The 19,827-nt window shown below is 62.0% G+C and carries 14 protein-coding genes and 3 pseudogenes; 10 read left to right on the plus strand and 7 right to left on the minus strand.

Annotated features, from left to right (window positions below; genetic code table 11):
* Together tdh and BQ8482_RS01265 are read left to right on the plus strand one after the other, a co-directional pair.
* Nucleotides 1–183: pseudogene (tdh, locus tag BQ8482_RS38900) on the plus strand (L-threonine 3-dehydrogenase); the annotation flags it as partial.
* Between the two features lie 204 nt (nucleotides 184–387).
* Nucleotides 388–1,695 (plus strand): NAD(P)/FAD-dependent oxidoreductase, encoded by a 1,308-nt coding sequence (locus BQ8482_RS01265; RefSeq protein WP_123145915.1) that lies wholly within the window; start codon nucleotides 388–390, stop codon nucleotides 1,693–1,695.
* A 158-nt stretch (nucleotides 1,696–1,853) separates the two neighbouring features.
* Here the strand turns inward: BQ8482_RS01265 and BQ8482_RS01270 are convergent, their stop codons facing one another.
* The gene (locus BQ8482_RS01270) at nucleotides 1,854–2,792 is read right to left on the minus strand and encodes an ornithine cyclodeaminase family protein (protein WP_123145916.1); all 939 of its coding nucleotides are present in this window, start codon (nucleotides 2,790–2,792) and stop codon (nucleotides 1,854–1,856) included.
* Between the two features lie 304 nt (nucleotides 2,793–3,096).
* Between BQ8482_RS01270 and BQ8482_RS01275 the strand changes: the two genes are divergently transcribed.
* From BQ8482_RS01275 to BQ8482_RS01290, 4 genes are all read left to right on the plus strand, one after another.
* A complete protein-coding gene (locus tag BQ8482_RS01275) occupies nucleotides 3,097–3,963 on the plus strand; it encodes a GNAT family N-acetyltransferase (protein ID WP_123145917.1) in 867 nt (288 codons plus the stop codon).
* Nucleotides 3,964–3,982: 19 nt separating this feature from the next.
* Nucleotides 3,983–5,152, plus strand: coding sequence for an alanine racemase (locus BQ8482_RS01280; RefSeq protein ID WP_123145918.1), 1,170 nt, complete (start codon nucleotides 3,983–3,985; stop codon nucleotides 5,150–5,152).
* A 61-nt stretch (nucleotides 5,153–5,213) separates the two neighbouring features.
* Nucleotides 5,214–6,488, plus strand: a complete 1,275-nt coding sequence (locus BQ8482_RS01285) for an NAD(P)/FAD-dependent oxidoreductase (RefSeq protein WP_123145919.1) — start codon at nucleotides 5,214–5,216, stop codon at nucleotides 6,486–6,488.
* A complete protein-coding gene (locus BQ8482_RS01290) occupies nucleotides 6,485–7,939 on the plus strand; it encodes an aldehyde dehydrogenase family protein (protein WP_123145920.1) in 1,455 nt (484 codons plus the stop codon). The genes BQ8482_RS01285 and BQ8482_RS01290 overlap by 4 nt, the downstream gene beginning before the upstream one ends.
* A gap of 221 nt (nucleotides 7,940–8,160) precedes the next feature.
* Here BQ8482_RS01290 and BQ8482_RS01295 read toward each other — a convergent pair whose 3' ends face one another.
* From BQ8482_RS01295 to BQ8482_RS01315, 5 genes and pseudogenes are all read right to left on the minus strand, one after another.
* On the minus strand, nucleotides 8,161–8,841 hold the full coding sequence (locus BQ8482_RS01295) for an aspartate/glutamate racemase family protein (RefSeq protein WP_123145921.1): 681 nt from the start codon (nucleotides 8,839–8,841) through the stop codon (nucleotides 8,161–8,163).
* A 179-nt stretch (nucleotides 8,842–9,020) separates the two neighbouring features.
* Nucleotides 9,021–10,344 (minus strand): annotated as a pseudogene (locus BQ8482_RS01300) (NAD(P)/FAD-dependent oxidoreductase).
* A 554-nt stretch (nucleotides 10,345–10,898) separates the two neighbouring features.
* A complete protein-coding gene (locus tag BQ8482_RS01305) occupies nucleotides 10,899–11,612 on the minus strand; it encodes a beta/alpha barrel domain-containing protein (protein ID WP_123145922.1) in 714 nt (237 codons plus the stop codon).
* Entirely contained in the window at nucleotides 11,609–12,622 is a 1,014-nt protein-coding gene (gene pdxA / locus BQ8482_RS01310; protein WP_123145923.1) for a 4-hydroxythreonine-4-phosphate dehydrogenase PdxA, read from the minus strand. The genes BQ8482_RS01305 and pdxA overlap by 4 nt, the downstream gene beginning before the upstream one ends.
* Nucleotides 12,582–13,778 carry a four-carbon acid sugar kinase family protein gene (locus BQ8482_RS01315; protein WP_123145924.1) on the minus strand — a complete coding sequence of 399 codons (1,197 nt, stop codon included), beginning with the start codon at nucleotides 13,776–13,778 and terminating at the stop codon, nucleotides 12,582–12,584. The genes pdxA and BQ8482_RS01315 overlap by 41 nt, the downstream gene beginning before the upstream one ends.
* A 75-nt stretch (nucleotides 13,779–13,853) precedes the next feature.
* Here BQ8482_RS01315 and BQ8482_RS01320 point away from each other — a divergent pair, with 75 nt between their 5' ends.
* From BQ8482_RS01320 to BQ8482_RS01335, 4 genes are all read left to right on the plus strand, one after another.
* Complete coding sequence (locus BQ8482_RS01320) at nucleotides 13,854–14,750, plus strand: LysR substrate-binding domain-containing protein (protein WP_123145925.1); 897 nt, start codon at nucleotides 13,854–13,856, stop codon at nucleotides 14,748–14,750.
* A 192-nt stretch (nucleotides 14,751–14,942) separates the two neighbouring features.
* Entirely contained in the window at nucleotides 14,943–15,611 is a 669-nt protein-coding gene (locus BQ8482_RS01325; RefSeq protein ID WP_123145926.1) for a haloacid dehalogenase type II, read from the plus strand.
* Nucleotides 15,612–15,781: 170 nt separating this feature from the next.
* On the plus strand, nucleotides 15,782–16,906 hold the full coding sequence (locus tag BQ8482_RS01330; RefSeq protein ID WP_244602587.1) for a phosphotransferase enzyme family protein: 1,125 nt from the start codon (nucleotides 15,782–15,784) through the stop codon (nucleotides 16,904–16,906).
* Nucleotides 16,907–16,991: 85 nt separating this feature from the next.
* Complete coding sequence (locus BQ8482_RS01335; protein WP_123145928.1) at nucleotides 16,992–18,320, plus strand: aspartate aminotransferase family protein; 1,329 nt, start codon at nucleotides 16,992–16,994, stop codon at nucleotides 18,318–18,320.
* Nucleotides 18,321–18,426: 106 nt separating this feature from the next.
* On the opposite strand, the pseudogene BQ8482_RS01340 reads toward BQ8482_RS01335, so the two are convergent.
* Nucleotides 18,427–19,705: pseudogene (locus BQ8482_RS01340) on the minus strand (NAD(P)/FAD-dependent oxidoreductase).
* Between the last annotated feature and the right edge of the window lie 122 nt (nucleotides 19,706–19,827).

The following is a 19,827-nucleotide window of genomic DNA, read 5'->3' on the forward strand; positions in this document are numbered from 1 at the left end:
CTGCATCTCAAGGGCATCTATGGCCGCGAGATGTTCGAGACCTGGTACAAGATGATCGCACTGGTGCAGGGACCGCTCGATGTCAGCGGCCTGATCACCCACCGCATCGGCGTGGACGACTATATCTCCGGCTTCGAGGCGATGAAGAGCGGCAATTCGGGCAAGGTGGTGATGGACTGGTGACGGCGGCCTTGGGGCTGGACTCCAGGGCTCGCCATTCGCGGCGTGAACGCCCGGGAACAACGCGATTTTTGAGTTCGTGAGGGCGATGATGACGCTTCTTTATCATTCAGGGCTATCGAATCCAGGACTTGATTGCCATCTGGCGCCTCTGACAGCGGGTAGTCGTGTTGAGAGGCATCCCTCAACGAGACCGGGCAAGCAGCAATGAAGACTCAAATAGTCGTCATTGGCGGTGGGGCTGGAGGTCTTGAACTCGTGCGGCGGCTCGGAGCACGGCTCGGCCGTAAGGATTTCGATATCATTCTTGTGGAGCGGAACCACACCCATGTCTGGAAGCCGCTCCTCCATGAGGTTGCGGCCGGATCACTCGACGCAAATCTTGACGAAGTTGGCTACCGCGGACACGGGCACCGTTGGGGCTACCGCTTCTTCTACGGGTCGCTGGAGGCCATCGATCGCACAGCGCGGCAGGTCATAGTGGCGCCGATTTTCGACGATGACGGGTCGGAGCTGGTTGGTCAACATCGGCTCAGATACGATTACCTCGTTATCGCAATCGGGTCGGTTTCAAACGACTTCGGTACTCCCGGAGTGAAGGATCACTGTCTTTTCCTCGAAGACCGTCATCAAGCGGATCGCTTTCGATTGAAGTTGTTGAATCATTGTCTTCGAGTTTCCAGGACAATGTCAGCTGATCCAATCGACGACGCGTTTGTTGATATAGCTATTGTAGGTGGCGGTGCGACAGGCATTGAACTCGCTGCTGAACTCTACAATGCTGCATCATCTCTGAGACACTATGGCCTGGAAGTCTTCGACGAGACCCGGCTGAGGGTCACATTGATAGAGGCCGGGCCGCGGATTCTTCCGGCTCTCCCAGATGCTTTAGCAAAGGCCGCGCATCAGGAACTTGAGGCCCTCGGCGTCCGGGTGCTCGCAAACACAGCTGTATCGGAAGCAACGGAAACGGGATTGAGGTGCGCTACCGGGGAGCAGATACACGCCAATATTTGCGTGTGGGCTGCAGGAGTGCAGGGGGCAAATATTCTAGGAGAGCTCGACGGACTTGAGGTGGCGCGTAGCAGGCAACTTGTCGTCCTTCCCACCCTCCAAACGAGCCGGGACGAGCGCATCTTCGCCATAGGCGATTGCTGCTTTTTCAAGCCAGAGGGGGCGGGCGGCCCGGTGCCACCACGAGCTCAGGCTGCCCACCAGATGGCATCGACCGCTTATCGCAACATTCTTCACTTGATTGCTGGGGAAACGCCGGAAGCATTTGTCTATCGGGACAAGGGCTCGTTAGTGTCGTTGAGCCGGTTTTCCACCGTCGGTAGCTTGATGGGAAACCTCGTCGGAGGGCGGATGGCGATCGAGGGGCGGCTGGCCAGGATGATCTACGTGTCTTTGTACCGCATGCACTTGGTGGCCATACATGGCTGGATCAAGGGCTTGGCTCTTATCCTGGTCGGCCATGCCAACCGGGTTGTCCGGCCGCGTCTCAAATTGCATTGACGTTGCTTAGGCTCGTGGACACGCTACGGCACAGGATCGAAGGATGCCGCTTCGGTCTGCATTGCACCTCGCCTGAGCGACGCCCGAGTGGCCTTGCCGCATGCCGCCATCGCTAACGGTGGTGCGTGGTACAGCAGCGCTGGGGCTAGCACGTTAGATCAGCGGTGGGACGCCTTTGCGCGGATCAGCGCGTCGGCCATGTAGAGATCCTGTAGTGAGATACCAGAACTGTCGAAGACCGTGATTTCGTTGTCGAAGCGGCGTCCGGGCGCACGCTTTTCAATGACGTCGCCGATTGGTGTTACCGCCAGCACACCGGCCTCGATCTCGTCGCGCAAATGTTGGAACTCGCCGATCTGGACGGACTGGGAAAGCAGATCACAAAACAGACGTGCCCTGGGAAACAATTCGCTCGGCAATTCGCGCTTGCCCGGAGCATCCGACCCCATGCTGACGATATGAGTTCCGGGTCCCACCCAAGCGGCATCGAACAGGGGTTCGCGTGAGGGTGTCGCCGTCACCACGATGTCGGCCGCGCGCACGGCTTCTTCGGGCAAGGCAGCGCGCGCCTCCAGACCCCTTTCTCCGATCTGATCGACAAGCGCGTCGCGTCGCGGCGAAGGCCGGGCCACGACCAGCACGGTTTCGATTGGGCGGATGCGTGCCAGCGCCATCACTTCGAGGCCCGCCTGGTTGCCGGCGCCGAATATCGCCAGAACCTTGGCTTGCTTGCTCGCAAGAAGATCGGCCGCAACCGCGTCGGCGGCGGCCGTCCTGTAGGCGTTGACCTTGCCGGCCTCGATTACGGCGCCGAGCCGACCTGTATGCTGATCGAGCAGCACGATGGTGGAGTTGTGGCGGGGAAGGCCACGTGCCGGGTTGCCCGACCAGAAGGAACCAATTTTCACTCCAGTCAGGTCGCCCGACGAACCGGATTTGATTGAGAAGGTATTGGTCGCCTCCTGTGTGCGCCCGAGAACAGCGGGAAAGACCAAGCTCTGCGGCGATGCTGCCGCCACGAGAGCCTCCCGCGCCGCCTCGAAGGCAAGTTCATGCGTGACGAGGGCGGCTGACTCCTCTTCGCTGATGTAGATCATCCAAAATTCCTTCTGAGCATCAAGCGTTTCATCGCTGGGGAATGTTGCGGCTAAGCCATTGCTGAGGCTGGGATCACGTCCATTGTGAATCGTGCGGACGCCGATCGCGGGGCAGCCACGAAGGGCGATTCAAGGTGCCAGATATTCCTCGCCCGATTTGCGCCATATGGCATGCCGACGGACGGCTCAAAACGAATGATCCCGCTGAATTCAAAGGTCAAAACAGCAGCGAAAACTGTCCGCCTGGCGCGACTCTAAGGTCCGACTTCAATCTGACTTTGGATCAAGCGACAGCGTTGCACTTATGGCCGTTGATCATGACAGGGATATCGTCAGCGCCCCGACCGAGCTGATGAAATTCGAGACCCGCCATGTGCCGGGCGCGCTGAAGCTGTCGCAGGAGATGGGCTGGCCTTATCGCCAGGAGGACTGGGAATTTGCCGTGACGGTCGGCAATGGCCTGGTCCTCGAGCGGGCGGGACAGGTGATCGGCACTGCCATGTCCTGGAATTACGGACAGGCCTATGCCACTGCCGGGATGATCATAGTCACTGGCTCCGCGCAAGGCGGTGGCAACGGCTCCCGGCTTTTTGACGGGTTGCTTCAGGCCACGGACGGGCGCAACGTGCTGCTCAATTCGACGGAAGAGGGGCTCGCGCTCTACAAGCGACGCGGCTTCAATGCCTGGGGCACGGTGCTTCAGCACCAGGGCTCGCTGACCGTTGCCGTGACGCAGAGTACCCGCGATGGCATCCGTCAGGCGACGGTCCCAGACCTCGCGGCGATCCAGGCCTTCGACGAACGGGCCACAGGCATGCCCCGGCCGTCGATGGTGGCTGGCCTCGCTGATGCGGGCAATGTTTTGGTCATCGAACGTGCGGGGCGTATTGCAGGCTACGCCATCGCCAGGCGGTTCGGCCGCGGCTACGTGGTCGGCCCTGTTGCAGCCGAAAGCGCCCAAGACGCGCGACTCCTGATCCTGGCCCAGCTTGCGACGCTTCACGGCCAATTCGTGCGCATCGACGTCTATGCCGAACACGGATTGGGCGACTGGCTGGATAGCCTGGGCCTCGCGCGCGTCGGTGCTGCGATCGCGATGGTCAAGGGGCGACGGCCCGTCTCCGACGGGACGGCCCGCATGTACGCCGTGGCAAATCAGTCGTTCGGTTAAGGAATGAGGTAGGGGAGCGATGGATACGAGTGTAAAGACACGTGAAGCGGCCCAAACGATCGACGCCCTCATCACCCCGTCGCTGCTTCTGGACCGGGGACGGCTCGAGCGCAATATCCAGCGTCTGGCCGAGCATGCCAGAAAGCTTGGCGTGGTGCTGCGCCCGCATATGAAGACGGCCAAAAGCATCGACGTCACCCGGTATGTGTTCCCCGGCGAACCCGGTCCGATCACGGTCTCGACCATCGCCGAGGCGGAGTATTTCGCCGGCCACGGCTTTCGAGACATGACTTATGCGGTCGGCATGTCGCCGGCTTCGGTCGTCCGCGCCATGGAGCTTTGTCGCCGTACCGGCGCTGATGTGAAGCTGTTGCTCGATTCCGTGGAGCAGGCCGACGCCCTTGCCGGTGTACGCGAGGACACCGGCGTGACGCCGTCCGTCTTCATCGAACTGGACTGCGATGACCATCGCGGTGGATTGAAGCCGGACGATCCCAAGCTGCTCGAGGTGGCCAACAGGGTCGTCGCAGCAGGCGCCAACCTGGTCGGCGTCCTCGCCCATGCCGGCGAGTCCTATGGCTTGAGCACGGCCGATGCGCTGGTCAAGGCAGCCGAGAACGAGCGTTCGGCCACCGTGCGCGCCGCCGAAACTTTGCGCGCTCACGGCCATGCCTGCCCGATCGTCAGCCTAGGCTCCACGCCGACGGCGCACTTCGCCGAGAACCTCGAAGGCGTCACGGAGCTGCGCGCCGGGGTCTACATGTTCTTTGACCTCGTCCAGCACGGGGTAGGGGTCTGCGGTCTCGACGATATCGCGATTTCCGTGTTGGCCACGGTGATCGGGTCCAAGCCGGAAAAGGGTTGGGTGCTGGTCGACGCGGGGTGGATGGCGCTTTCGCGCGACCGGGGAACCGCAAACCAGCAGATCGACCAAGGTTACGGCGTGGTCTGCGACGAAAAGGGGCGGGTGCTTGAAGATGTGATCGTGGCGCAGGCCAGCCAGGAACACGGTATCCTCGCCATTCGTGCTGGTTCTGGAAAGTCCATGCCCGATTTGCCGCTCGGGGCTCGGGTCCGGATTCTGCCCAACCATGCCTGCGCGATGGCCGCCCAGCATCACTTCTACGCCGTCGTCAACGGGGACAGTCCCAGGATCGAAGCGCGTTGGGAGCGGATCCGCGGATGGTAGGGGCTCCAATCGCAACGCTTTGCATGGCGCCCATGCAAACTGACGCACTGATGGTGCAACTATGAAGCTTACATCTTATTGGCTGGACACCTCTCAGCCGTTCAATGAGGGCACGTCCAAACCGCTCGAAGGCCACTACGACGTGGCGGTTGTGGGCGGCGGCTTGACTGGATCCTCCGCGGCGCTGGCCCTCGCCAAGAAGGGCGCCCGGGTTGCACTGTTGGAGGCCGAAACGATCGGCAACGCCGCATCCGGGCGCAATGGCGGCATGTGCAACAACGGCTTTGCCCAGAATTATGCGATCATGGCCGGGAAGTACGGCAAGGATGCTGCGAACGCGCTCTACAAGGCCTTCGACGCTGGCGTCGATATGGTCGAGCGGTTGGTGCAGGAAGAAAAGATCGACTGCAGCTTCTCCCGCGTCGGCAAGCTCAAGCTTGCCGCTAAGCCCGAGCACTACGACGTGCTGGCGCGCAGCCAGGAACTGCTCGCCGCCAATGTCGATCCCGGAACGAGGATGATCGCGCGCGCCGACCTGCGAAACGAAGTCGGCACCAACCGCTACTATGGCGGGCTGCTTTTTCCCAAGAGCGCCGGCATGCATGTGGGCCGGTTCGTCCGGGGCTTGGCGACCGCCGCCGCCCGGCGTGGCGCCGAGGTCTATGAACGGGCTCCCGTCATGGCCATGCGCAAGATCGCCGACGGGCATGAATTGGAGACCCCACGCGGCAAAATCGTCGCGCGGCAGGTCCTGCTGGCGAGCGGCATTTCCCAGGTTGGTCCGCTCGGATGGATACGCCGTCGCATTGTGCCGGTCGGCGCCTTCCTGATTGTGACGGAACCGCTGTCGCCTGGGCAGCTTCAGCGCCTCATGCCGACCCGCCGCAATGTCGTCGACACGCGCAACCTCGTTGTCTACTGGCGGCTTACTCCGGACAATCGCATGCTGTTCGGCGGGCGAGCGCGGTTTGCGGTGTCCAATCCTCAATCCGACGAAAAGAGCGGCCGCATCCTGAAAGCGGCGATGGTCGAAGTCTATCCAGAACTGGCCAGCACCCGGATCGATTACTGCTGGGGCGGCATGGTAGATATGACCCGCGACCGCCTGCCACGCTCCGGAGAGCGCGACGGCATCTATTACTCAATGGGCTATAGCGGGCACGGCACTCAGATGTCGACGCTGATGGGCAGCATCATGGCCGAGGTCATGGACGGGCGCCCCGACCTGAACCCCTGGAAGGATTTCGACTGGCCGGCGATCCCTGGATACTTCGGGCGTCCCTGGTTCCTGCCGATCCTCGGTGCCTATTACCGCATGAAGGACCTCGTGACATGACCACGCCCCTTGAACACCTGTCCCGCAACGGCCGCCTGGGCAGGTTCTTCATCGACGGCGAATGGCGCGAGCCGCGGGGCACCGCCACGGGCGTCGTGGTCAATCCGGCCACGGAAGAGGTTGTGGCCCCGTTTCCGCTCGGAAACAGCGAGGACGTGGACGCGGCCGTCTCGGCGGCCCGCCGGGCATTCACCACCTGGAGCCGTACCAAGCCGGAACACCGCGCGGGTCTGCTCGACCGCCTGCAGGCGCTGCTCGAAGCGCGCAGCGAACTGCTTGCGCAATGCTTGAGCCTCGAAATGGGCGCGGCGATCGAATATGCGCGCACCGCGCAGGTGCCGCTAGCGATCGCCCATGTGAAAGTTGCTCGCGATGTCCTGACGGCCTTCCCCTTCGTTAAGCAGCGCGGCCGCACCGCCGTCACCCACGAACCGATCGGTGTCTGCGCCCTGATCACGCCTTGGAACTGGCCACTCTACCAGATCACCGCCAAGGTTGCGCCGGCGCTCGCCGCAGGCTGCACGATCGTGCTGAAGCCGAGCGAGCTTTCTCCCTTGGACGCCCTACTGTTCGCCGAGGCGATCGAAGAAGCCGGCTTCCCTGCCGGTGTCTTCAACCTCGTCAATGGTGATGGCCAAGGCGTCGGTGCGGGTCTCGCCTCCCATCCGGATGTCGACATGATCTCCATTACCGGCTCCACCCGTGCCGGCATCGCGGTGGCCCAGGCCGCCGCGCCGACGGTCAAGCGGGTCGCGCAGGAGCTCGGCGGCAAGTCGCCGAACGTGATCCTGCCCGACGCCAATCTCGATCGCGCCGTTTCGCTGGGCATAGCCGCCGCCTTCCGCAATCTCGGCCAGTCATGCAGTGCGCCGACGCGTATGATCGTGCCGCGCGCGCTGCTTTCCGAGATCGAGTCAATTGCCCAGCGGGCCGCGGATGAGATCGTCGTCGGCGATCCTCTTTCGGAGGCCACCACCCACGGAGCAATCGCCAATCGTGCTCAGTTCGACCGGATCCAAACAATGATCGGCGTCGGCGTTTCGGAAGGCGCAAAACTTCTCACCGGCGGACTGGGCCGTCCGGACGGCCTAGATGTCGGGCTCTATGTGAAGCCGACCATCTTTTCCGACGTGCGCACGGGCATGCGCATCGCTCAGGAGGAGGTCTTCGGGCCGGTCCTTTGCATCATCCCCTACGACACAGTCGACGAGGCCGTCACCATCGCCAATGACACCATCTATGGCCTCGGAGCCCATGTGCAGGGCAGGGATATGGACGTCGCCAAGTACGTCGCGTCGCGGATTCGCGCCGGTCAAGTGCATCTCAACTACCCGGCGTGGGATCCACACGCGCCGTTTGGTGGCTTCAAGCAATCCGGAAACGGACGCGAATACGGCCTCGAGGGCATGTTGGAGTATCTCGAGGTCAAGTCCATCCTCGGTTATTTCTAGGCAACATCTTCGCCAAGCGCAGAGGGCGCAGGTGGCGCCATCTATGCCAGTGGGCCGGGCGGATCGTTAACCAGTTAAAGTGAAGACTGCGCGGCTCGCTGCGCCTGTCGCCGAGCTCTACGAGAGGCGGCAGCTCGGTTTCGGCAGGCGGACATCGCGTGGGCCGAACAATATTGCGGCAAGACTCGTATATCAGGAATTTGCACCCTGTCCCATTTGTCCTATCGCTGCTCTAAACGCCGTTTCACGTTTTCAACCCCAAGTACGGGGCTTGTCAGAACTGGAAGACTGTGGGCCGTGCCCCGCACCGCACGAGCCATCGAAGCCTGCGCAAAAACGACCACATCGACCTTCTTCGACAGCTCTTCGAGAGCTAGGCGGATTTGCGCGTCATGCGCTTCGACGTCCCCGCCGGCGAGGAGTTGAAATGCTCCCTCAACAAGCACATCGTCGATCGCTACATCCTTGCCCGCCTCGCATGCCTTGCGCTTCAGCAGATCCACGGTCGGCACCAGCGTTGTGGACAAGGTCGCCAGGACACCTATGCGGTTTCCATGCTCGACAGCGGCTTTGGCCATGCCTTCATCAATACGGAACAGCGGCACAGGACAAAGCGGCGCAATGGCATCGACTGCCGGTCCGAGAGTCGAGCATGTGACGACAATCGCATCTGCCCCGGCGTCGACTGCCGACCATACGTAGGTAGCAAGCCTTCGTTTCGTCAGATCGGATAGCGACCCGCGCTCAATGATATTTCTCAAGAGGCTCTCGTCGAGGATCGCGAACGGCTTCCAGTCGGGCAAATGTTCTTTGGCGAGGCCCTCGAACTCGGAAACAAGGCCGGAAACCGTATGGATGAAAGCCAGCTTTCTGGCGGAAGCACTCGTGGTTTGATTTGGCATGTGGTTTCCATCAAGTTGCTGGAAGCTGAGTTGGCGGAACTGGATGTCTTGACCAGTTCATCAACCTGGTCCCTCGTGAGAATCCTCTTCACCAAACGGTCCGGATCGCGCTTAGGCCAGCCGATATGCAGATCCGCGATCGCACGGCGCTCCTTGCTGTCGCCATGCGGTCAATTGCATCAGAAGTCGCCAACTTCAATTTTCGATCTGTCCGTGAAGCGCGACATGCGGAACGGAGTCGGATCGACGCATGCCGCGCCACCGGCGACCAGATCCGCCGCCAGATGGCCCAACCCGGGGCCGGCGCCGAAGCCGTGTCCGGAACAGCCTGCGGCGACGAACATGCCGCCGATGCTGTCCACCGGGGAAATCACCGGCACCGCGTCCGGTGTGGAATCGATATACCCGCCCCAGGTGGACACGACGCCGGCATCGGCAACGCTGGGGAACATCGCTTTGACCCGGGTCTTGATGGTCGCCAGCATCCGCTGGTCGGGCGCCGGATCGAGGACGGATGCGCTCGAAGGGGGTCGGCTTGTCGAGATGCCAGCGACGCATTGAATCCGGGCCTTCGAAGAACGAGCGGCCGATGCCGATCTCGACCGCCTTCAGCCGTTTCATGAACATCGGCAGAAACGGGCGGACATAGCGGATGCCCTGCGGGGTGATCTCCAGGGTCGCCCGGCCGCTGACGGCGATCGTGTAGCTGCCATCGAGCCGGCGCGTCATGGCAAAGTCGGGGGTAAAGACGGCCTCGCCGAAATCCGGTGCCGGACCGGTCCGCAGGGCGGTCTGACGGACGCTGGCCAGCGGCATCGACACCGCATGCATACGCAGGAAAGCCGATGCCCAGGCGCCGGCGGCGCATAGCACCGCACTGGTGCGGATAAGGCCTTTCTCGGTGACGACGCCGCTCACTTGCCCATTGGTGATATCCAGGCCGCGTGCCGCGCAGTTCTGATGAATGGTCGCGCCATGCTTGCGGGCGCCCTCGGCGATCCGCGGGGCGGCCAGCCAGGGCTCGGCCTTGCCATCGTCTGCCGCGTGGACACCGCCCAGCCATTTGCGGCCGCCAGCCGCAGGAACGGCGGCAGTGGCCTCGTCGGCCGTAAGCATCCGCGTCTTGACGTCGAACCGCCGCGCAACGGCGCGCCACTTGTCCCATTCGGCGAGCTGCTTTGGATCCGCGGTCGCATAGATGAGCCCGCAACGGCGGAAGCCAAGGTCGTGCCCGATCTCTTCGGTCAGCTCTTCCCACAGCCGCAGCGCCAGATTGGCAAGCGGCAATTCGCGTGCATCGCGGTTCTGCCGACGGCACCAGCCCCAGTTCCGGCTCGACTGCTCGCAGCCGACATACCCCTTTTCGATAAGCGCCACCGACAGGCCGCGCCGCGCCAGGAAATAGGCCGCGCTGGCGCCGACAATCCCGCCGCCGATCACCACGACGTCCGCTGACTTGGGCAGCGTTTCATCGCTGCTGATGTGGTGGATTAAAGGGGACATGGCGGCCTCGGCAATCAATGAGAGATTGCAGTATCGGCGACCGGTGCCGCAGAATGCACTGACTGCAGCGGCACTTCGGTATTTTGCACCGAATATCGCCGGCATTCGGCGAGTGACGGCGATGTTATCGTCGTCAGAGCTGCGGCGCTGCCGTTTTTGACGCTTTAAAATCAATGTCATAATCTCTTGACGAAGTTCCATAATCGCCTTCCGCGTGTTCGGTGGCATTCGGCGGCGCGGTATCTACGACAACATGAAGACAGCAATCGACAAGGCCGGCCGTGGCAAGGAGCGCGACCGTAAAATGCCTCAGCCCTGAGGCGGTCACAGATTTGAAGCGCCGATTTGAATAATGTCCGTTTGAGCGGCTGGTCGAAGCGGATGATCCCAAGCCTCGCTGATGCTGCCTCTGAGGTTCCGAAATAGGGGTCGCGTCGGAATGGATAGCGCAAGCTGGAGGCCAGCGGTTCTCGAGGGCTCCATCTTCCGGTCGGCCAAGTCGGCTCGAAGCTGCGATTTTGGCCAAGTGAAGAACGAAAGTCGAACGTTGCTGTCTACCAGGATCGTTCCTCACCTCCCATGCTCTCTTGATGTCCTTCGAGGCACGCCGAGATCGCCCGCAGCTGGAATTCCAGTGCGGGGCCCTCTGCCGGGAACCGGCCGTCCAGCGCAGATGTACCGACGGTAAATCCCGCTGCGCCACTCTTGCGAATAGTCTCGATCTGATCCGGGCGATCCACCGATCCCGCGACAATGACGGGCTTGGGCACGGCTCGGCACACAGCGTCGATGAGAGACGGCACATTGCCTGCCGAGCGGTAGGCGAGAAGGTCGAGACCTGCGACCCCGGTATGGCTGGCGAGCGCGACAGCGCTTTTGACGATCTCGGCCTGCGATCCTTCGAGAATGCTCGGGTGCCCGACAACCCGGCCCGGAAACGGATAGTAGCGGATTAGCGTTCCTTCCAGCAGCGGCAGCACGTCTTGGGCATGGGTGCCACCGAGCAGGTAGTCGACGCCGAGGTCGATCGCCGCCTTGACCGAGCGGACCTCGCTGTCGCGATCGAGCGATACGACCTCGAGATATGTACTGGCTCCGCCCGCGCGGATCTGGCGCGCGAGGCCGGCGAGCGCGTCGAGCGGCAGGCCGATGTCCTTGAAGCCGATGTGGCGGATTCCGGCCCCGAGCGCCGTTTCGGCGTGGACGGCGGCGTCGGCTACGGTGCGGTCGTTGCGTGTCAGCATGAAGATGAAGTCGAATTGTGTCATGGGGTGTCGGCCTTCTGGTTCGGGAGGGAAGCCTTCAGCCTAAGGGCGTAGTCGAAGGCAGTCTCAAGGCTGGAGGGGTCGGCAACGCCGGACCCCGCGATGTCGAAGGCGGTGCCGTGATCGGGGCTGGTGCGCACGAACGGCAGGCCCAGCGTGACGTTCACGCCATGGTCGAGGCCCATGTATTTGACCGGGATGAGGCCCTGGTCGTGATACTGCGCGACCACGATGTCGAAGCTGCCCTTCCGGGCCTGCATGAACACGGTGTCGCCTGGCCATGGGCCGGATGCGTCGATACCTTCGGCACGGGCCGCCTCGATCGCCGGCCGGATGATGCGGATTTCCTCGTCTCCAAAAAGACCGCCTTCGCCGGCATGCGGATTGAGGCCCGCGACAGCGACGCGTGGATGGGCGATGCCGAGCGCCTGCGCACCGGCATGGGCCAGCCGGATCGCGTCCATCTGCGACGCGAAATCGCCTTTGCGGATCGCCTCGGACAACGAACAATGGATGGTGACGAGGACCGTGCGAATGTCCTCGTTCGCCAGCATCATGGCGACCTTGGGAGCCCCGCCATGATCGGCCAGGATTTCGGTGTGGCCGGGATAGTGCAGACCGGCGGCGGCGAGTGCTTCCTTGTGGATCGGCGCCGTAACGATGCCGCCCACGCGACCGTCCCGCGCCAGTCGTATGGCGAGGACGATGGCGTCGAACGCCGCGCGTCCACTGGTGGCCGAAACCTGGCTGACCGGTGGCAGGACGCGAAGCTGCGAGGAGCAAAGCACGTTGAGGGTTCCGTCCTCGAGCACGGTCCCATCGAGGGAAGCGATCGGCCGGACCCGCACATCCGTATCCAGCGCGCAAAGGGCGTGGTTCATCACCAGCGGATCACCGACGACGATCCAGTGCCGCTTGTCCGGCCGACGGAGATACATTTTTGCGATGATCTCGGGGCCGATGCCGGAGGGATCACCCATGGTCACGGCGAGAGGAGCGTCGTGGGCGGTCATGGATCAGAGCCTTTCGTGAAAGCGGTTTGGCCAGCAGGTCGCAGGCGGCATCAAGGAGTGCCGAGGGTGAGCCGAACCCTCCCGCCTTCATGGCGATGGTGAGCGACGTTCCGTCCTCCCGTTCGGCGCGGCCGACCGGAAAGCCGGGCTCCAGCTCGCGGGTGAGACAGAAACGGCTGATGCCGAGGCGGTCGAGGATCGCTGCCATCGTCTCGCCGCCGGTGGCGATCACCGCGTCATAGTCATGCCGGGCGACCGCTGCGGCTGCTTGTCCGGCGAGGTTCGTCGTCACCGCGCTGGCATTCTCCTGCCGTTGCAGTGGTGCCCGAAGGCAAATCACACGGGCGTCGCCGGGAGCGTCGGCCAGGTCGGTGACGACGGGAACGCCTTGTACCCGCAAGGTCTCGCATTGGACGCGCGTCACCGGATTGGCGCTTCCTGCGACGATCACCACCCGCCCGGCGGCTTTGCCCGTTACCGCGCGTCCATCCGGCACGGCAGGGACCAGCAATGCCAGCGCGATGGCGAGACCAGGAGAGCCCACCCAAAGAACAGTCTCAGGATCGGGGATGCTGCCGACTTGCCGGTTCAGTACGTCCTGGCTGTCGGAGTCGAGGACCAGAATGGACCCTTTCGTCGCCGCATCGCCGGAACTGTCTGGGGCGAGAATGATCCGTATCCCCAGGGACGGGTCGACCAGATTGGCAATGTGCGATGTGCCTGCGGGATGGACTGGATCACGGCCGTAGACGCTTTGACTCACGGGAATGCCGTTCACCGTCTGGATCCCGCCGACGGTGAGCCGCCCCGCTTCGGGAAAGGCTGGAGCGATGACAAGCCTGCTCCGGCCGCTTGCGCGAAAGGCGGCGGCGACTTCCACGCGGATATGGCCGCGCAGGGTCGAATCGATCGTTTTGAACAGAAGGCCGGCATTCGAGAGGGCCGACACGGCGTCGGCCGTAACCTTTCTTGCCTGCGAGATGTCGGAGGCGCGGCTGTTGGTATCAATCGAAGCGATAGCTGCATTCTCCGCGCCGTCGACCTGTCGCTTGATCATAGGTGCATAGCCTCTCGCGAGAAAGGCCGCCGCGCCGTCGGTAGCACTGGTCAGGTCGTCGGCGATTATCCCGACGAGGAGAGATGTGTTCTGCTTCATGTTGGTGAGAATAGCAGAACGGTCGGAACCGATTACCCATATGATCTGACGATTTGCGGTGATATGAAGTCACCAATGAAGCGCTCTGAAATACCTTCGCTCGACGACCTGCGTGCATTCCAAACAGTGGCGCGTCTGGGGTCTGTGCGTGCTGCGGCTGCCGAACTCGCTCTGACGCATGGTGCAGTCAGCCGTCGCGTCTCCAAACTTTCCGCCGATCTTGGTCTGCGCTTGCTCGAAGCGGACGGGCGCGGGGTGCGTCTGACCTCCGATGGCGTGAAGCTGGCGGAGGCAACCGGCAAGGCGTTCCATTTAATCACTGATGCCTTGGCAGAAATCAGATCCAGCTCGACGCCCATTCCGATCATCCTGTCCTGCGAACGCTCGCTGGCGATGCGCTGGCTGATCCCCCGCTTGTCTGGGTTCCAGGATCGATACCCGGATGTCGAGGTGCATCTGTCAACCGGCGGCGGAGGGCTCGACTTCGCGCGTGACCGGGTGACGCTTGCGATCCGCCGACTCGATTTTCTGGTGGACCCGGAATGGACCATCATCAGGCTGATGCCGGAGCGGGTTGGTCCGGTAATGCTGCCATCCCTGCGCAAGCGGTTCGAGAGTGGCGACTATGTGGCGCTCGGATCACGGACGCGACCCGATGCTTGGGAAGCGTGGCTCGACGCGCACATGGATGCGCCGCGGCCTCGAACGACCCAATTGCTGGATCATCATTTCCTGATGGCAGAAGCGGCCCTGGGTGGTCTTGGCGTTGCTCTTGCACCCCAAGCGATCGCAGCGGATGACGTCGCGAATGGGCGATTGGAAGCACCACTCGGCTTTGATCGCGACGGGACGGACTACGGCCTGATCCATCCGAAGTCGATCATTGTTTCAACCGGCCTCTCCGCATTGCGCGATTGGCTGACCGCAGAGTCCGAGAGATCGTTCAAGCGGCAGGTGCTTGAGACCACCTAAACTAAGAAAATAAGGTCGCCTTTGCGCCCGTATCGGCTCAGGCGGGGCGAAAGAGACAGCACTGCGAAAGGGCGTGCTGGTTTTGCGGTCGACCGGAGGGCCTTCTGCTGAATGACCATGCATTGCGGCACATTCTGCCAAACGCCTGCGATTATGCTCGGTTGATAGAGCAGATTGACAGGAACCAGGGACATGGATCGCTTCCGGCCGAAATACGTGACTTTTGATTGCCACGGCACGCTCATCAATTTCCAAATGGCGGAAGCCGCCAGGGACCTGTTCGGTCATCTTCTGGATGGGCCGCGCATGGACGAATTCATCAGAAACTTCCAGGGCTACCGCCTCGATGAGGTGCTGCAGGACTGGAAGCCTTATGCAGATGTCGTTCACAACGCACTGGAACGCACCTGCCGCCGCAACAGCGTCGCATTCCGTGCCGAAGACGCCGAAACGATCTACAACCGCATCCCCACCTGGGGGCCGCATCCGGACGTACCCGAGGGATTGGCTAAACTGGCCAAGGAAATTCCGTTGGTCACCCTGACGAACTCCATGGTGGCCCAGATTCCGTCGAACGTGGCAAAGCTCGGTGCGCCCTTTCATGCCGTCTTGACCGCTGAAGAGGCGGGTGCCTACAAGCCGCACTTCAAGGCGTTCGAATACATGTTCGACATGCTGGGTTGCGGCCCGGAGGATATCACGCATGTGTCCTCGTCTTTCCGCCACGACCTGATGTCCGCCTATGATCTGGGGATCAAGAGCAAGGTCTGGGTCAATCGCGGCCACGAGCCGGCCAATCCCTTTTACGAATACACCGAAATCCGCGATGTGACGCTGCTACCAGGCGTTTTCGGACTCTGAGGGGCGAGGATAGGCCGGAGCCCCGCAGAGCACTGCGCCCATTTCCGAGGGCTGCCAGCGGCGCCGTCTCAAATACCCCGAGAAATAGACCTGCGGGGCGCCATCGCTGGAGCGCTCCATCTGTCGAAGCATGAAGAACAACCGTCCCCAACAGGCGAGGATCTTTCGAATTGGGTGCTTGTGGTGATCTGGTCCCCGATGAAGAAGCTGGTCAGCTCAATGGCTCTATGACGGCAGGATGCGACCATCTGCCTAACGTGGCAGCTTCAACCGACGCCTATTTTCGCGATGCCGCCGCAATCCTGGCGATGCGGCCGGGCTCCTCCGAACCGGACATGTCGGCGGCACTACTGAAGCGCCACTACGGATTGACGGGATCGATCGCGACATTGTCCTCCGAGGTTGAGCGCACCGTTGACGTCAACCTGTCGGACGGCCGCCGGTTGATCCTGAAGACGTCGGCAAGAGCGGAGGCGGTCGACAGCTTTCGTTTTCAAACCGCCGCTATGGCCGGATTGCAAGGGTTCACGGGCTTCGTTGCACCCGAAGTGCTCTGCACGACCAGTGGCGCATTGATGTTTGAGCAAGAGGGGACATGCGGGTACTTGCAGACCCGGATTGAGGGCATTCCGCTGCACCAGGCGACGCCAACTCCCGACCTGCTTTTTCGAACCGGCAGTGCTCTCGCCCGGCTGGACCTAGCTCTTGAGCTGGTCAGTGTGCCCGCGGCTCACCGTCCCGTTCTTTGGCATGTCGGTTGCTGGTCGAGGTTGATGGAACTGGAGCAATACCTGCCATCTGGGAGCATTGCCGATAGCGTACGCGTCGCGATGTCGGAGTATGCGGAGTTCGTTGAGCCACAAATCTCGAATGTGGCGTGGCAGGTAACTCATAATGATCCCAGCCCATTCAATATGATGGTGACGGGCCACGGAATGAGTTTCATCGATTTCGGCGATGGCTGCTGGAGCCCCAGGATCCAGGACCTGGCGATCGCAGCAAGTCACGTCGTAAAGGATCCGACCCTTCCTTTGGGTGGAGCCGAGCATCTTATTGCCGGCTACGCCTCTGTCATTACACTTTCGGCACTGGAAGCAAAACTGCTCGTCGGACTGATGCGGGCGCGACAAAGCGCATTGATCTTGGTCAACTACTGGCGATCCCACCTTTTTCCGGCCGACGCCCAGTACATCAAAAAGAATGTCGCGCGTGCCGAGCACGGACTTTCCATCCTGGCGCCTCTTGGCGTCGCATCGGGCGAGGCGGCCGTCCTGGCGGCAATGTTTCAGCCGTAACGCGTTTCGGTTCGCTCGGCCGGCACGGTAGCCAAAAGGCGAACCGCGAATTGATCAAGGTACTCTTTCAAATAGGCAGCAGCACATGTCCACAGATCTCATGCCTAATCGCTACAGGCCCGGCGAATCCGACCTTCCCAGGCGCGAGTCCGAGCTAATTGCTCGCCGTGACGAAGTACTTGGGGCCTCCTATCGGCTCCAGTACCGCCAGCCCGTGCACTTCGTTCGCGGCGAAGGCATGTGGCTCTACGACCCTGACGGGCGTGCCTACCTTGATTTCTACAACAACGTGCCGTCGCTCGGCCATTGCAACCCAGAAGTAAACGCCGCAATGGCTGAACAGGCGGGCCGGATAAGCGCCAACACGCGCTATCTCGAGCCAAAACTTATCGACTATGCCGAGCGACTGGTCGATACTTTCCCAAGCGAGCTCGACCGGGTGGTTTTTACTTGTACGGGGAGTGAATCCAACGATCTCGCCCTGCGTATCGCGCGATTTGCGAGCGGCAACGAAGGCGTGATCGTCTCGACCTATGCGTATCACGGCACCAGTGCGGCTACCGCCGCGGTTTCCCCGAACCTGGGCGACGCGGTCAAGCTCAGCCCATTCGTGCGCATGGTATCCCTACCTGGGCCGGCAGGGGTGCCGGAAGCCCAGGCTGCGGACTTCTTCGAGGCTCAGATTCGTTCAGCCATTGTGGATCTGAACCGTCGTGGCATCGGCGTTGCGGCCCTGCTCATCGACAGTATTTTTTCCAGCGATGGCGTATGGGTCGATCCCCCTGGCTTCATTGCCAGTGGTGTAGCGGCCGTCCGGGAGACAGGTGGTCTCGTCATCGCCGACGAAGTTCAACCGGGCTTCGGGCGAACCGGCGCTCATATGTGGGGCTTTGAGCGGCACGGGGTCGTTCCGGATCTTGTTACCCTCGGCAAGCCGATGGGCAATGGATTTCCAATTGGCGCTGTCGTTGGTCGTAAAGCACCGATGGAGCAATTTGGTGCCACCTCTCGCTACTCGAACACATTCGCCGGAAATACGGTTGGCATAGCGACCGCGGACGCCGTGCTGACGATCCTGCAGCGTGACCAGATCCCCCAAAAAGCGCTTGCCATGAGCCAGCGCCTCCGAGCCAGGCTGGAGAAAATCGCGCAGCAGCCTTACGGAGTTCGTGCCATCCGAAACGCCGGCCTGTTCTTTGGCGTCGACATCGGGCCTGAGGGCACACCGGCGGCAGGCAGGCGTGCAATGGCGCTGGATGTGGTGAACGCAATGCGGGACGACGGCGTCCTGATCAGCACGACAGGGGCCAACGAGGATTCGCTTAAAGTGCGCCCGCCGCTCGTTTGCCAGGCCGAGCATGTCGACCTCTTCCTTGTAGCCATGGAGCGGGCACTCATCAAGGTCGCAGGCTAGACCGCATGCCTGCGAGCAGGTGGCCAGGTCCTGGTTCCCAGATCCTGGTTCAATGCGTGCCGAGATTGGCGGTGTCGGTCGGCCACTTTGGGGCCTCTCGGCGGGATCAGGGAAGCATATCCTTCAGCCGATAATAGGTGCCCACCATTGGCAGGAACCACGGCTTGCCGGTATGCAGCGGGACGGCATTCCAGTCCATGCCACCGATTGGATTGGTATCTGTGCGGCCCATGGCAATGTCCGCTAGCACACTTCCGATCAGCGTCGAGAGCTGCGCGCCATGTCCTGAATAGCCCATGCCGTAGATCAGGCCATCGGCGGTGCCGGCGCGCGGATAGCGGTCTTGCGTGCAACCGACGAGACCGCCCCAGCAATAGTCGATTTCGACATCGGCCAGTTGCGGGAACACATCGAGCATCTGCTTGCGCAAAAGCTCTCCGGAACGCACATCCGTCTTCTGGTTAGAGGCAGCCGAGAACTTCGCACGCCCGCCGAACAAGAGTCGGTTGTCCGGGGTGAGTCGGAAGTAGTTGGCGATGTTGAGCGAGTTCGTGTAGTTCCGATTGCCCGGCAGGGTTGCCGCGACCTCCTCGGAGGTAAGCGGGCGCGTCACGACGATGAAAGATGCAATTGGCATCATCCGTCGCCGATAGTAGTCAAAATTCTCGGTTGTATAGGCGTCGGTCGCAAGGATGACCCGGCGGGCAGCGAGCGAGCCGGTCGGCGAAGTGATCCGCCAGCCATCTGACACCCGGATGCAGGACTGGACGGGATTGTGCTCCCAGATCGTCGCACCATGGCGAGCGGCTGCGTTCGCCATGCCATTGGCATACTGGCCCATATGCATCATCGCCGACTTGGGTGACAGCACCGCGCCGTGAAAGGCCTCCGAACCCAGCTCGTTGCGGACATCGCCACGTGAGAGCCACTCCACCGAGGGGTCCACTTCACGGCGAAGCTCCTCGTACATGGCCTGCAGCCCCTTCACATGCGATGGCTTGGATGCAAGCTTGAGTTTGCCTCCCCTGCGGAAGCTGCAGTCGATGCCCTCTTCAGCGATGATGGCTTCGATCATGTCGATCGAGTCGTCGTAGGAGCGCCAGAACCGACGAGCCTTGGCCCCTCCAAAGTGCGCCTTGGCCGCACCAAAACTGGCGAAGTGACCACTGTTGAGGTGCCCGCCATTGCGCCCCGATGCACCATATCCGACATGCTCGGCCTCGATGAGTGCGACCTTCACGCCAGACTTGGCCAGTTTGCGCGCGGCATTGAGACCGGTGAAGCCCGCCCCCAATTACGGCGACTTCGAAATCGCCTGAGAGGGGTTCGCGGGTCGCCCCAGCAAAGGCTTTCGATGTATCATGCCAATAGGAGGTAAACTTCATTTTGAACACCTCTCGCGCTCGTCGGGACGCCGACAGGATGAAGTGTAGCTCCGCTCCCGCGCCGTGAGGTGCGGCCCTTGCCATAGGCCTGCAACAATCAGGATAGTGTCCTGAAGGTTCTG

This window comes from Mesorhizobium delmotii, assembly GCF_900149755.1.
Classification (GTDB): Bacteria; Pseudomonadota; Alphaproteobacteria; order Rhizobiales; family Rhizobiaceae; genus Mesorhizobium; species Mesorhizobium delmotii.

What these genes read in the sequence shown, in the direction of transcription:
- BQ8482_RS01265 (WP_123145915.1), top strand. Translation starts at nt 388, where the DNA reads ATGAAGACTCAAATAGTCGTCATTGGCGGTGGGGCTGGAGGTCTTGAA.
- BQ8482_RS01270 (WP_123145916.1), bottom strand. Translation starts at nt 2,792, where the DNA reads ATGATCTACATCAGCGAAGAGGAGTCAGCCGCCCTCGTCACGCATGAA.
- BQ8482_RS01275 (WP_123145917.1), top strand. Translation starts at nt 3,097, where the DNA reads ATGGCCGTTGATCATGACAGGGATATCGTCAGCGCCCCGACCGAGCTG.
- BQ8482_RS01280 (WP_123145918.1), top strand. Translation starts at nt 3,983, where the DNA reads ATGGATACGAGTGTAAAGACACGTGAAGCGGCCCAAACGATCGACGCC.
- BQ8482_RS01285 (WP_123145919.1), top strand. Translation starts at nt 5,214, where the DNA reads ATGAAGCTTACATCTTATTGGCTGGACACCTCTCAGCCGTTCAATGAG.
- BQ8482_RS01290 (WP_123145920.1), top strand. Translation starts at nt 6,485, where the DNA reads ATGACCACGCCCCTTGAACACCTGTCCCGCAACGGCCGCCTGGGCAGG.
- BQ8482_RS01295 (WP_123145921.1), bottom strand. Translation starts at nt 8,841, where the DNA reads ATGCCAAATCAAACCACGAGTGCTTCCGCCAGAAAGCTGGCTTTCATC.
- BQ8482_RS01305 (WP_123145922.1), bottom strand. Translation starts at nt 11,612, where the DNA reads ATGACACAATTCGACTTCATCTTCATGCTGACACGCAACGACCGCACC.
- pdxA (WP_123145923.1), bottom strand. Translation starts at nt 12,622, where the DNA reads ATGACCGCCCACGACGCTCCTCTCGCCGTGACCATGGGTGATCCCTCC.
- BQ8482_RS01315 (WP_123145924.1), bottom strand. Translation starts at nt 13,778, where the DNA reads ATGAAGCAGAACACATCTCTCCTCGTCGGGATAATCGCCGACGACCTG.
- BQ8482_RS01320 (WP_123145925.1), top strand. Translation starts at nt 13,854, where the DNA reads ATGAAGCGCTCTGAAATACCTTCGCTCGACGACCTGCGTGCATTCCAA.
- BQ8482_RS01325 (WP_123145926.1), top strand. Translation starts at nt 14,943, where the DNA reads ATGGATCGCTTCCGGCCGAAATACGTGACTTTTGATTGCCACGGCACG.
- BQ8482_RS01335 (WP_123145928.1), top strand. Translation starts at nt 16,992, where the DNA reads ATGTCCACAGATCTCATGCCTAATCGCTACAGGCCCGGCGAATCCGAC.